The organism is Micromonospora sp. AB353 (assembly GCF_049538395.1).
Lineage (GTDB): Bacteria > Actinomycetota > Actinomycetes > Mycobacteriales > Micromonosporaceae > Micromonospora > Micromonospora aurantiaca.
Genome location: NZ_JBMVFV010000116.1, coordinates 1 through 14,214, shown reverse-complemented (window position 1 = coordinate 14,214; position 14,214 = coordinate 1). Strand labels below are relative to the sequence as shown.

Sequence of the window (14,214 nt, the reverse complement as noted above, 5' to 3'; positions counted from 1 at the left end):
AGACAACACCCCGGCCACGTACGCCGCCGTCACCTCACCGATCGAGTGACCAGCCACCACGTCCGGCACGACCCCGAACGACTCCACCAGACGGAACAACGCCACCTCGACCGCGAACAACCCGGCCTGCGTGAACACGGTCTGGTCCAGCAACCCCGCCTCGGCGGTGCCCGCCTCAGCGAACAGCACCTCCCGCAACGGACGCGGCAACAACGGATCGAGCTGCGCACACACCTCATCCAGCGCGGTCGCGAACACGGGAAACAGGACGGACAACTCCCGGCCCATCCCGGCGCGCTGCGCGCCCTGGCCCGAGAAGAGCACGGCCATCTGCGTACGCGTCGCGCCCGTGCCGGTGACCAGGGTGGCGGCCGGCTCACCGTCGGCGAGGGCGCGCAGCCCGGCCAGCAGTTCGTCCCGGTCCGTCGCGGTGACCACCGCGCGGTGCTCCATGACGGCCCGGCTGACTGTCGACGACCAGCCGACGTCGAGGGGGCGCAGTTCCTCGTCGCCGGCGATCCAGCGGGCCCAGCGCTCCGCCTGGGCGGCGACGGCAGCCTCGGAGCGGGCCGACAGCAGCACTGGCGACGGCAACTGCCCGGCGGTGGGCGTCGGCGTGCCCTCGCCCCGGGTCGGCTCCACCTCGGCGGGCGGCTGCTCGATGATCACATGCGCGTTCGTGCCGCTGACGCCGAACGACGAGATCGCGGCGCGACGGGGCCGGCCTGCCGCGGGCCAGTCGCGGGCCTCGGTGAGCAGGGAGACCGCCCCGGCGCTCCACTCGATGTGCGGGGACGGCTCGTCGACGTGCAGCGTCGACGGCAGCATCCCGTGCCGCATCGCCATGATCATCTTGATGATGCCGGCTGCCCCGGCGGCGGCCTGGGTGTGGCCGATGTTCGACTTGACCGAGCCCAGCCAGAGCGGCCGGTCGGCGGGCCGGTCCTGCCCGTACGTCGCCAGCAGGGCCTGCGCCTCGATCGGGTCACCCAGGGTCGTGCCGGTGCCGTGCGCCTCGACGGCGTCCACGTCGGCGGTGGTGAGCCGGGCGTTCGCCAGGGCCTGCCGGATGACCCGCTGCTGCGACGGGCCGTTGGGGGCCGTCAGCCCGTTCGACGCACCGTCCTGGTTCACGGCGCTGCCGCGTACCACCGCCAGGATCCGCCGGCCCTCCCGCTGCGCGTCGGAGAGTCGTTGCACGAGCAGCACGCCGACGCCCTCAGACCAGCCCGTGCCGTCGGCCGACGCCGCGAACGACTTGCAGCGACCGTCGGTCGACAGGCCCCGCTGGCGGGAGAACTCGATGAACGTGCCCGGCGTCGCCATGACGGTCACGCCACCGGCCAGGGCGAGATCGCACTCGCCGCCGCGCAGTGCCTGCACCGCGAGGTGCAGCGCGACCAGCGACGACGAGCACGCCGTGTCGACAGTGACCGCCGGGCCTTCGAGGCCGAAGGTGTACGCCACCCGGCCGGACAGCACGCTGCCGGAGGTGCCGGTGCCGAGGTAGCCGCCCACGCCCTCGGGCAGATCCTGCACGCCGGAGGCGTAGTCGTGGTACATGAGCCCGGCGAAGACGCCGGTCCGGCTGCCACGTAGCCGCGACGGGTCGAGGCCGGCCGACTCGAACGTCTCCCAGGACGCCTCCAGCAGCAGTCGCTGCTGCGGGTCCATGGCGATCGCCTCACGCGGCGAGATGCCGAAGAAGTCCGGGTCGAACTCGGCGGCCCCGTACAGGAAGCCACCGTGGCGGGTGTACGACGTCCCGGGGTTGTCCGGGTCGGGGTGGAAGAGCCGGTCGAGGTCCCAGCCCCGGTCGGTGGGGAACTCGCCGATGCCGTCGGCGCCGGCGGCGACCAGGTCCCACAGCTGCTGCGGGTTCGTCACGCCGCCCGGGTAGCGGCAGGCCATGCCCACGATGGCGATCGGCTCGTCGACGTTTGTCGCCCGCACGGCCCGCTGCTGCTCGGCGACCTGGCCGGACAGCTGCTCGTACAGGTGCTCCGACAGGGCGGCGGGGGTCGGGTAGTCGAAGACGAGCGTCGACGTGAGTCGCAGTCCGCTCGCGCTGTTGATCCGGTTGCGCAGCTCGACGGCGGTCAGCGAGTCGAAGCCCAGTTCCCGGAACGCCCGGTCCGCCGGCACCGCCTCGGCGCCGCCGTGGCCGAGCACCTGCGCGATCATCCCGCGCACCAGCAGGGCCACCTGCGTACGCGCCTCCTGCGGGTCGAGGCCGGCCAGCCGGTCGGCCCACGTGCCGGTGCCGGAGCGGCGACGCTTCGCGGCCGGTCCCACCAGGCCCCGCAGCATCACCGGCACCCGGCCGGCGGCGGTCTGCGCCCGCACGGCGGGCAGGTCGACAACGGCCGGCACCAGCGCCGCGCCGCCGTGGGTCAGGGCGGCGTCCCACAGCCCGAGCCCGACCGGGGCGGTCATCGGGACCAGACCGGCCCGGGTCACCCGTGCCCGGTCGGTGTCGTTGATCGACGCGGCCATGCCGTCGGTGTCCCACATGCCCCACGCGAGGCTGACGGCGGGCAGCCCGCGCTGCGCCCGCAGCACGGCGAGGGCGTCCAGGAAGGCGTTGCCGGCCGCGTACGCGGCCTGGCCGGGAGAGCCGAGCACCCCGGCGACGGAGGAGAAGAGCACGAACAGGTCGAGGTCCAGCTCGGCGGTCGCCTCGTGCAGCCACCAGCCTGCCGTGACCTTCGGGGCCAGCACGTCCGCCAGCCGGTCGGCGGTGATCCCGCTGACGATGCCGTCGTCGAGGACGCCGGCGGTGTGGACCACCCCGGCCAGGCGGTCGTCGGCGGTGATGGACCGGACCAGCTCGCCGACGCGCTCGCGGTCGGTCACGTCCGTGGCGACCACGCGGGCGGTCGCGCCCAGCGCGGCCAGCCGCCGCACCAGCTCGTCGGCTCCGGGGGCCGCCGGGCCCTGCCGGGACGCCAGCACCAGCGAACGCACGCCGTAGGCGGTGACGAGGTGTTCGGACACCAGGGCGCCCAGCGATCCGGTGCCGCCGGTGACGAGGACGGTTCCCCCGTCGAGGGTCGCCGGGGTCCGCGCGGCGCCCGTGGCGCGGACCAGCCGCGGCAGGTACGCCGTGCCCGAACGCACCGCGACCTGCCCGCCGAGGGCGGGGTCGTCGGCGGCTGCGGCGAGCAGAGCCAGCAGGTCGGCGTCCAGGTCGGCGCCGGGTTCCAGGTCGGCCAGCACGAGCCGGCCGGGGTGCTCCGACTGGGCCGAGCGCAGCAGGCCCCAGACCGCCGCCCCCGCCAGGTCGCTGACGCGGTCGTCGGCGCCGGTGGCCACGGCGCCGCGGGTCACGACGACCAGCCGCGAGTCCGCCAGCGGCTCGGCCGCCAGCCACGCCTGCACCGCGCCGAGGACGTCCGTCGTGACGGAGCGCACCGCGTCGGGCACGTCCGTCCCGGAGGTCGCCGGGGTGACGGGTAGCAGCAGCGCCGCCGGGGCGGTGCCGTCCGTCGCCGCCGTGGTCAGAGCGGCGACGCCGGCGTACGCCGGGAGCTGCGGCGCGCCGTCGAGCGGGCGGTCACCGAGTACGGCCCAGCCGTACGCGCCGTCGGGCGCGGCGATCTGCTCGGGCTGCCAGGAGACCTCGAACAGGGATCGGTACGCCTCGTCCGGCGCGGCCGCCAGGCCGGTCATCTCGCGCAGCGTCAGCGAGTCCACCGACACCACGGGCACGCCCGTCTCGTCGGTGGCGACCAGCCGCACCGAGTTGCCGGAGGCGGTGAGGCGGACCCGGAGCGTCCGGGCGCCGACGGCGTGGACCTGCACACCCTCGAACGCGAACGGCACCCGGGGCCCGCCGCCCGACTGGTCGGCGGGCAGCAGTCCGACGGGGTGCAGGGCGGCGTCCAGCAACGCCGGGTGCACCCCGAAGCCCGCCGGGTCACCGGTGACCTCGTCGGGGAGGCCGACCTCGGCGAACACCTCGCCGTCGGCGGTCCACGCCCGGCGCAGGCCCCGGAAGACCGGCCCGTACGCGAGCCCGTGCTCGGCGACCGTCGCGTACCAGCCGGTGACGTCCACCTCGGACGCGCCGGGTGGCGGCCAGGCGCCCAGGGTGGGCTCGTCGGCAGTGGGGACGCCGACGAGGCCGTCGGCGTGCCGGGTCCAGCCAGACTCGGAGTCGTCCTCGGGCTGGGAGTGCACGGTCACCGAGCGGCTGCCGGTCCCGTCGACGGGACCGACCCGGACCTGGACCCGTACCCCGCCGCCGGTGGCGGGCAGCACGAGCGGGGCGAGCACTGTCAGCTCGCGGACGCGGGACGCGCCGACCTCGTCGCCCGCCCGGACGACGAGGTCCACCAGCGCGGTGCCCGGCACCACCACGGCGCCGGAGACGATGTGGTCGGCGAGCCACGGGTGCGTCGACACCGACAGCCGGCCGGTCAGCACCACCATGTCCTCGCCGGCGACCGACACCGCCGCGCCGAGCAGCGGGTGCCGCGCCACGCCGAGGCCGGCCCCGGAGACGTCGGCGGACTGGCCGGTGGGCGGCAGCCAGTAGCGCTGGTGCTGGAACGCGTACGTGGGCAGGTCGACCCGCCGTGCGCCGGTCTCGGCGAACCACTGCGTCCAGGTCACCGGCACGCCGTGCACGTGCAACTCGGCCAGGGCGTGCAGCAACGCCTGCACCTCCGGACGGTCACGGCGCTGCACCGCCACCGCCAGCACGGCCTCGTCATCAGGCAGCACGTCGGCGTTCATAGCGGTCAGGACGCTCTGCGGACCGACCTCCAGGAACGTGTCGATACCGGCAGCCCGCAGGGCGGTGATCCCGTCGGCGAAGCGCACGGCCTCCCGCACATGCCGCACCCAGTAGTCGGCCGTGCGGATCTCGTCGCCGGCCAGGGCACCGGTCAGGTTCGACACGACCGGCAGCAGCGGCGTGGCAAAGGTGAGGCCGTGCAGGACCGTGCGGAACTCGTCGAGCATCGCCTCCATCAGCGGACTGTGGAACGCGTGGCTCACCGTCAGCCGGCGAGTGCGCACACCCCGCTCCCGCCAGACCCGCTCCACCTCGTCCAACGCGTCAACGGCACCCGACACCACCACAGCGGTAGGCCCGTTGACCGCCGCGATACCGACCCGGTCGGTCAGCCCCGCGATCGACTCCGCCACGGCCGCCTCGTCGGCGGCTACGGCCAGCATCCCGCCACCGGTCGGCAGCGCCTGCATCAACCGGCCCCGCGCCGCCACCAACTGACACGCGTCCGCCAGAGACAACACACCCGCCACATGCGCCGCCGTCACCTCACCGATCGAATGACCAGCCAGCACATCGGGCACCACCCCGAACGACTCCACCAAACGGAACAACGCCACCTCGACCGCGAACAACCCCGCCTGCGTGAACACCGTCTGATCCAGCAACCCCGCCTCGACGGAACCCTCCGACGCGAACAGCACCTCCCTGAGCGGACGCGGCAACAACGGATCCAGGTGCGCACACACCTCGTCCAGCGCGGCGGCGAACACCGGGAAGACCGCGTACAACCCGCGACCCATCCCGGCGCGCTGCGCACCCTGACCCGAGAACAGCAGCGCCAGCTGGCCGCGCTGGCCGCCCGGGCCGGTGAGCACGCCGGCCGAGACCTCGCCCGCCGACACGGCTTCGAGGCCCGCCAGCAGTTCGTCCCGGCTCGCCCCGGACACGACGGCCCGGTGCTCCAGTACGGAGCGCGACGCCACCGAGGACCACGCCACGTCGAGCGGGCGCGGGGCCCCGGTGCCGCCGAGCCACTGCGCCCAGCGGCCGGCCTGCGCCGACAGCCCGGCCGCGTCGCGGGCCGACAGCAGCAGCGGCAGCACCGCCGGCATCCGGGACGGCTCGTCACCGGTGACCGGCTCGTCGCCGTCGGCCGGCTCGTCCGCGTCGGTCGGCGTGGGTGGCTGCTCCAGGATCAGGTGCACGTTCGTACCGCTGATGCCGAACGACGACACGGCGGCCCGGCGGGGCCGGTCCACCGCCGGCCAGGGGCGCGCCTCGGTGAGCAGGGAGACCGCGCCGGCGGACCAGTCCACGTGGGGGGTCGGCTCGTCGAGGTGCAGGGTCCGTGGAAGCAGGCCGTACCGCATCGCCTGCACCATTTTGATCATGCCGGCGACGCCGGCGGCGGCCTGGCTGTGGCCGATGTTCGACTTGATCGAGCCGAGCAGCAGCGGCCGGTCGGCGGGGCGGCCCTGGCCGTAGGTGGCCAGCAGCGCCTGCGCCTCGATCGGGTCGCCGAGGACGGTGCCGGTGCCGTGCGCCTCGACGGCGTCCACGTCGGCCGTGGTCAACCGGGCGTTCGCGAGGGCCTGCCGGATCACCCGCTGCTGGGCGGGGCCGTTGGGGGCGGTGAGACCGTTGGACGCGCCGTCCTGGTTGACGGCGCTGCCGGCGAGCACGGCGAGCACCTGGCGGCCCTGCCGCCGGGCGTCGGAGAGGCGCTGGACGAGCAGCACGCCGACGCCTTCCGACCAGCCGGTGCCGTCGGCGTCGGCGGCGAAGGACTTGCAGCGCCCGTCCGGGGCGAGGCCGCCCTGGCGGGAGAACTCGACGAAGGCGCCGGGCGTCACCATGACGGTGACGCCGCCTGCCAGGGCCATGTCGCACTCGCCGCCGCGCAGCGCCTGGGCGGCCAGGTGCACAGCCACCAGCGAGGACGAGCAGGCGGTGTCGACCGTCACCGCCGGGCCCTCCAGCCCGAAGGTGTACGACACCCGGCCCGAGATGACGCTGTGCGCGCCGCCGGTGAGCTGGTAGCCCGCCAGCTCGGCCGGGGTGTCGGTGGTGCCGTAGCCCGACGGGGAGGCGCCCACGAAGACGCCGGTCCGGCTGCCGCGCAGCTCCTCCGGGTCGATGCCGGCCTGCTCCATGGCCTCCCAGGACGCCTCCAGCAGCAGGCGCTGCTGCGGGTCCATGGCGACGGCCTCGCGCGGCGAGATGCCGAAGAAGCCCGGGTCGAATGTGGTGGCGCCGTCGACGAAGCCGCCCTCGCGGGTGTGTGAGACGGGTTGCCCGTCGGCGTCGACGGCCAGCAGCCGGCCCATGTCCCAGTGGCGGTCGTCGGGGAAGCCGCTGATGCCGTCGCGCCCGGTGGCGACCAGCTCCCACAGGTCGTCCGGGTTGGCCACGCCGCCCGGGTAGCGGCAGCTCATGCCGACGATGACGATCGGGTCGTCGTCGACCGGCCCGGCGGGGCCCCAGGCGGTGACGGTCTCGACCTCGTGCAGGCGCAGCGTCGCCGACAGGTGGTCGGCGAGGGCGGCCGGGTTCGGGTAGTCGAAGACCAGGGTGGTGGGCAGGGTGAGGCCGGTGGCGGCGCCGAGCCGGTTGCGCAGCTCGACGGCGGTCAGCGAGTCGAAGCCGAGTTCCTTGAACGCCCGGTTGGCCTTGACCAGTTCGGTGCCGGAGTGGCCGAGCACGGCGGCGGTGTGCGTGCGTACGAGCTCGGTCAGGTGGCGGTCCTGCTCGGCTCGGGGCAGCGTCAGCAGGTGCTGCCGCAGCCCGCCGCCGCCGGTGCCCTCCGGTTCCGCGTCGACCACGCGCAGGGCGTCGCGCGCCTCGGCGATGTCGTCGAGCAGGGGGCGGGCGCGGGCGGCGGCGAACGCCGGGGTGAACAGGGACCAGTCGACGTCCGCCACGGTCACCGCCGGCCCGGCCCGGCCGACGGCGCTGCGCAGGGCGTACACGGCCTGGGCCGGCGACATGGGGCTGAGGCCGCGGCGGGCCAGCAGTTCCTGCCCCTCGCCGCTGGCCATGCCGCCGTCGGCCCAGGGGCCCCACGCCACGGCGGTGGCGGTCAGGCCGCGGGCGCGGCGCCGCTCGGCGAGGGCGTCGAGGAAGGCGTTGCCGGCGGCGTACGCGGCCTGGCCGCCGCTGCCCCAGATGCCGGCGATCGAGGAGAACAGCACGAACGCGTCGAGCGGTCGGTCGCCCAGCAGCTCGTCCAGGTGCACGGCGCCGGCGATCTTGCCGTCGAGCACCCCGGCCAGGCCGGCGAGGTCGGTGTCGACGAGCATGTTCAGCTGGCCCACCCCGGCGGCGTGCACCACCGCGGTCAGGGGCGCCGGGTCGGCGTCGACGTCGCGCAGCAGCGCCTCGACGCGGGCGCGGTCGGCCATGTCGGCGGCGACCAGGCTCACCCGGGCGCCGAGCGCGGTCAGTTCGTCGCGCAGCTCGGCCGCCCCGGGGGCGTGCTCGCCGCGGCGGCTGGTCAGCACGAGGTGCTCGGCGCCGTTGGCCGCCGCCCAGCGGGCCACGTGCGCGCCGAGCGCCCCGGTGCCGCCGGTGACGAGGATGGTGCCGGACGGCTGCCAGCGGTCGACGGTGCCGACGGCCGCCGGCGTGGCGCGCACCAGGCGCCGCACGAAGACGCCAGAGGGCCGCACGGCAACCTGGTCCTCGTGGCCGCCCCCGGTCAGGACGCCCACCGCGTGGTCCCAGCCGTCGCGCCCGGGCGCGTCCGGCAGGTCGACCAGGCCGCCCCAGAGCTGCGGGTGTTCCAGCCCGGCGACCCGGGCCAGGCCCCACAGCCCGCCCTGGGCGACGCTGCGCACCGGGTCGGTGTCGCCGGTGCCGACAGCGCCCCGCGTGAGCATCCACAGTGGTGCCGCGATGTCGGCGGCGTGCAGGGCCTGCACCAGCGTCATCGTGGCGGCCGTGCCGAGCGGCACCGCCGGCTGGCCGGGGTGGGGTCGCTCCAGCAGGCCCAGCAGGGAGACGATCCCGGTGAACGGGGTGTCCCCCACGGCGCCGGCCAGCCGCGACGTCACCTGGTCGCGCTCGGCGAGCGGGTCCACCGCCAGCCGGGACACCTCGCCGCCGGCGGCGCTCAGCGCCCCCGCGAGCGCCCCGGCCCACTCGGTCGTGGCGGCGTCGTCGGCGGGCTCCACGAGCAGCCAGCGTCCCGGCGGGGTGAGCGGTGCGGGGAGGGTGGTCCGCTTCCACACCACCCGGTACGACCAGCCGTCGACGACGGCGTCCCGCAGCCGCGCCTTGCGCCAGGACGACAGGACCGGCAGGGCCGGGGCCAGGACGCCCGCCCCGTCGGTGCCGAACTGCGCGGCGAGCGCCGCCACGTCGGAGCGCTCGACGGCCGACCAGAACTCGACGTCCACCACGTCCGGGCTGACCGGGCCGGTGGCCGAGGCCGGCATCTGCTCGGGCCAGTAGCGCTGCCGCTGGAACGCGTACGTGGGCAGGGCGACCGGGGTCGCTCCGGTGCCGGCGTAGAGGGCCGCCCAGTCGACGGGTGTTCCGTTGACGTGCAGTTCGGACAGGGCCGCGAGCAGGGCCCGCGACTCGGGGCGGTCGGCGCGCAGGGCGGGTACGGCGACGACCGGGGTGTCGTCGTCGGCGTCCGCCGGCTTTCGCCCGCTCAGCACGTCCCGGGTCATGGCGGTCAGGACGCTGCGCGGGCCGATCTCCAGGAACGTGTCCACCCCGGCGGCGCGCAGCGCGGCGACCCCGTCGGCGAAACGCACCGCCTCCCGCACGTGCCGCACCCAGTAGTCGGGACTACGGATCTCGTCGAGGTCAGCCGGCGCACCGGTCACGTTCGACACGACCGGCAACGCCGGCGCCTCGAACGTCAGCCCGTCCAGGACCACCCGGAACTCATCCAGCATCGGCTCCATCAACGGACTGTGGAACGCATGACTCACCGACAACCGGCGCGTACGCACACCCCGCCCACGCCAGACCCGCTCCACCTCGTCGAGCGCCTCCACCTCACCGGAGACCACCACCGACGTCGGCCCGTTGACAGCCGCGACCCCCACACCGGTCAAGCCGTCCAGCGTCGCCAGCACATCGGCCTCAGCCGCCGCAACGGCCAACATCCCACCACCGGCCGGCAACGCCTGCATCAACCGGCCCCGCGCCGCCACCAACACACACGCATCCGCCAGCGACAACACCCCCGCCACATGCGCGGCCGTGACCTCGCCGATCGAATGACCGCCGACCAGGTCGGGGGCCACGCCGAACGACTCCACCAGGCGGAACAACGCCACCTCGACCGCGAACAGACCCGCCTGCGTGAACACCGTCCGGTCCAGCAGCTCCGCCTCGGCGGAACCCTCGGGTGCGAACAGCACCTCCTTGAGCGGGCGCGGCAACAGCGCGTCGAGCTGTGCGCACACCTCGTCCAGCGCGGCGGCGAAGACCGGGAACTCCGCGTACAACTCCCGGCCCATGCCGGCACGCTGCGCGCCCTGACCGGAGAAGAGCACCGCGAGCGGACCCCGGTCGGCGGCCTGCCCGGCGACCAGCGCGCCGGACGGCTGCCCGGCGGCGAGGGCACGCAGCCCGGCCAGCAACTCCTCGCGGCCGGTGGCGGTAAGCACCGCGCGGTGCTCCAGCGCGGAGCGCGACACGACCGACGACCAGCCGACGTCCACGGTGCGGAGGGCCTCGTCGTCCTCCAGCCACCGGGCCCAGCGACCCGCCTGCGCGCTGAGCGCGGCCTCGGAGCGGGCGGAGAGCAGCACGGGCACCGCCGGCAGGGCGACGGTGGGTGCCGGTCCGGCGTCGGCGGGCTCGGCGGCATCCGGGGTCGGTGGCTCCTCGATGATGGTGTGCGCGTTCGTGCCGGAGATGCCGAACGACGACACGGCCGCCCGGCGGGGACGGTCGGTCGCCGGCCACGGCGTCGCCTCGGTCACCAGCGACACCTCGCCGGCCGACCAGTCCACCTTCGGCGTCGGCTCGTCGATGTGCAGGGTGGACGGCACGAGCCCGTGCCGCATCGCCATCACCATCTTGATCACACCGGCCACGCCGGCGGCCGACTGGCTGTGACCGATGTTCGACTTGATCGAGCCGAGCAGCAACGGCCGGTCGGCGGGGCGGCCCTGGCCGTACGTGGCCAGCAGCGCCTGCGCCTCGATCGGGTCGCCGAGGACGGTGCCGGTGCCGTGCGCCTCGACCGCGTCCACGTCGGCCGTGGACAACCGGGCGTTCGCGAGGGCCTGCCGGATCACCCGCTGCTGGGCCGGCCCGTTGGGGGCGGTGAGACCGTTGGACGCGCCGTCCTGGTTGACGGCGCTGCCGCGGATCACGGCGAGGATCGGGTGTCCCTTGCGCTGCGCGTCCGACAGCCGCTCCACCAGCAGGATGCCGACGCCCTCGGACCAGCCCGTGCCGTCGGCGGCGGCGGCGAACGACTTGCAGCGGCCGTCCGGGGCGAGCCCCCGCTGCCGGGAGAAGCCCACGAACGGGCCGGGGGTGGCCATGACGCACACGCCGCCGGCCAGGGCCAGGTCGAAGTCGCCCTGCCGCAGCGCCTGGCACGCCAGGTGCAGGGCGACCAACGACGACGAGCAGGCGGTGTCCACGGTGACCGCGGGGCCCTCCAGGCCGAGGGCGTACGCGATCCGCCCGGAGACGACGCTGGTGGCCGTACCGGTCAGCAGGTAGCCCTCGTCGGCGCCCTCGGCCTCGCTCTGCGGGCCCATGCCGTAGCCGTTGGCGGCGGTGCCGACGAAGACGCCGACCTTCTGCCCCCGCATCGAGGCGGGCGCGACGCCGGCGTGCTCGAACGCCTCCCACGACGTCTCGAGCAGCAGCCGCTGCTGGGGGTCCATCGCCACTGCCTCGCGCGGCGAGATGCCGAAGAACTCCGCGTCGAAGTCGGCCGCGTCGTAGAGGAAGCCGCCCTCGCGGGTGGTGGAGCGGCCGGCGCGGTCGGCGTCCGGGTCGTACAGGTTGTCCAGGTCCCAGCCCCGGTCCGTCGGGAAGCCGCCGATCGCGTCGCCGCCGGAGGCCACCAGGTCCCAGAGCTGCTCGGGGCTGGCGACGCCACCCGGATAGCGGCAGGACATCGCGACGATCGCGATCGGCTCCCTGGCGGCGGCGGTCAGCTGCTGGTTGAGCTGACGGAGGCGGCCCGTCTCCTTGAGCGACGCGCGAAGCGCCTCGACGACCTTGTCTGCGGACGTAGACATCATGAGCTCCGTACTGGGGACAACGGTCAGGAATCGGTTCCGTCAAGCGCCAGCCTGACGAGGGCGTCGGTGTCGAGGTCGTCGAGGTCCAGGTCCTCGTCGGTGGACTCGTCACCGTCGTCGCCGTCGGTGTCGGCGAGGTTGAGCAGCAGGTCCAGCAGCCCGGCCTCACGGAGGCGGGCCAGCGGGATCGCCGCGAGCGTCTGCCGGACGGCCGCCTCCGCCGGGTCGCCGTCGTCCGCCTGCGCCGCCTCGGGCAGCAGGCCGTCGAGCAGGTTCTCGGCGAGCACGGCCGGGTTCGGGTAGTCGAAGACGAGGGTCGCGGGCAGCGACAGGCCGGTGACGCCGGTCAGTCGGTTGCGCAGCTCGACCGCCGTCAGCGAGTCGAATCCGAGTTCCTTGAACGCCCGCTGCGGCTTGACCCGGTCCGTTCCCGCGTGGCCGAGCACGGCCGAGGCGTGGGTACGGACCAGGTCGACCAGGTGCCGGACCCGCTCGGGGCGGGGCAGGGTGAGCAGGTGCTCCCGCAGGGCGTCGGCGGCACCGCCGGGCTGCTGCTCCACGGCGTGGGCGTGCAGCGCCTCCCGGGCCTCGGCGATGTCGTCGAGCAGCGGCCGGGGGCGGGCCGAGGCGTACGCCGGGGCGAAGACCGCCCAGTCGACGTCCACCACGGTCAGCGCCGCCCTGGGCAGGCCGGCGGCGTACCGCATGGCGTGCACGGCGTCGACCGGCGCCATGGCGGTCAGGCCGCGCCGGGCCAGCATCCGCTGGGCTTCGCCGGTGGCCATGCCGCCGTCGGCCCACGGTCCCCAGGCCACGGACGTCGCCGCCAGGCCCCGGCCGCGCCGCTGCTCGGCGAGCGCGTCGAGGAAGGCGTTGCCGGCGGCGTACGCGGACTGCCCGCCGCTGCCCCACACCCCGGCGATGGAGGAGAAGAGCACGAACGCGTCCAGCGGCCGGTCGCCGAGCAGGGCGTCCAGGTGCAGCGCGCCGGCCACCTTGCCGTCGAGCACGCCCGCGAACGCGGCCAGGTCGGTGTCGGCGATCAGCCCGGACTCGCCGGCGCCCGCCGCGTGCACCACGGCCGTCAGCGGCGCCGGATCCTCGTCGAGGCGGGCCAGCAGCGCCGCCACCTGGTCGCGCTCGGCGACGTCGCAGGCGACGACCGACGCCCGTACGCCTTGGGCGATCAGCTCCTCGCGCAGCTCCACGGCCCCCGGGGCGTCCCCGCCGCGGCGGCTGGTCAGCACGACGTGCTCCGCCCCGTTGGCCGCCGCCCAGCGGGCCACGTGCGCGCCCAGCGCGCCCGTGCCGCCGGTGACCAGCACGGTGCCGGACGGCCGCCACCGCTGCGCCGTGTCGGGGGCGGCGGGCGCCGAGCGGACCAGGCGACGGACGAACACCCCGGAGGGGCGTACGGCAAGCTGATCCTCGTCGCCGGCGCCGGTCACCACCCGCGCCAGCCGGTCCCAGGCCGTCGCGTCGGCCTGCTCGGGCAGATCCACCAGCCCGCCCCACAGGTGGGGGTGTTCCAGGCCCGCCACGAGCCCCAGGCCCCAGAGCCCGCTCTGGACGGCAGCGTGCACGGTGTCCCCGTCGCCGGTGCTGACCGCGCCCTGCGTCAGGCACCACAGCCGGGTCGTCGCCCCGGTGTCGTGCAGCGCCTGGAGCAGCAGCAGCGTGGCGGCCGTCCCGACCGGCACGGCCGGGTGGGCGGGGTGCGGCTGGTCGCGGAGGCCGAGCAGGGAGAGCACGCCGGTGACGGGACCGTCGGCCAGCGCGTCGCCCAGCCGCCGGGCGAGGGCCGCCCGGTCGGTGCCGGCCGGGTCGACGGTGAGCCGGACCACGTCGGCGCCGACCTCGGCGAGGGCCTTGGTGACCGCCTCCGCCCGGGTGCCGTCCGCCAGGTCGTCCTGCGCCGTCACGAGCAGCCACGCGCCGGGCCGCGCCGGGCCGGCGGTGATGTCGGCGCGCTTCCATCCGACCCGGTACGACCACGCGTCCAGGACGGCCCGCTGCGTACGCGCCCGGTGCCAGGTCGACAGGACCGGCAGGGCCGGGGTGAGGGCGTCCAGGGCGGCGCCGTCGTCGCCGAACTGGGCGGCGAGGGCGCTCAGGTCGCCGCGTTCGACGGCGTTCCAGAAGTCGGCGTCACCGCCGTGGGTCGCCGTCTGCCGCGGCCGGTTCGCCGGCTCGGGCCAGTACCGCTCCCGCTGGAAGGCGTACGTGGGCAGGTCCACCCGCCGC

General features: G+C 75.4%; 2 protein-coding genes. Both read right to left on the bottom strand.

Going from position 1 to position 14,214, the window contains the following annotated elements; all coding sequences use genetic code 11:
• Positions 1-11,967: type I polyketide synthase (locus ACPCK6_RS27735; RefSeq protein ID WP_423482675.1), on the bottom strand; the 11,967-nt coding region annotated here is incomplete at its 3' end.
• Positions 11,968-11,993: 26 nt separating this feature from the next.
• A partial coding sequence (locus tag ACPCK6_RS27730; protein ID WP_423482674.1) for an SDR family NAD(P)-dependent oxidoreductase occupies positions 11,994-14,214 on the bottom strand: 2,221 nt, incomplete at its 5' end.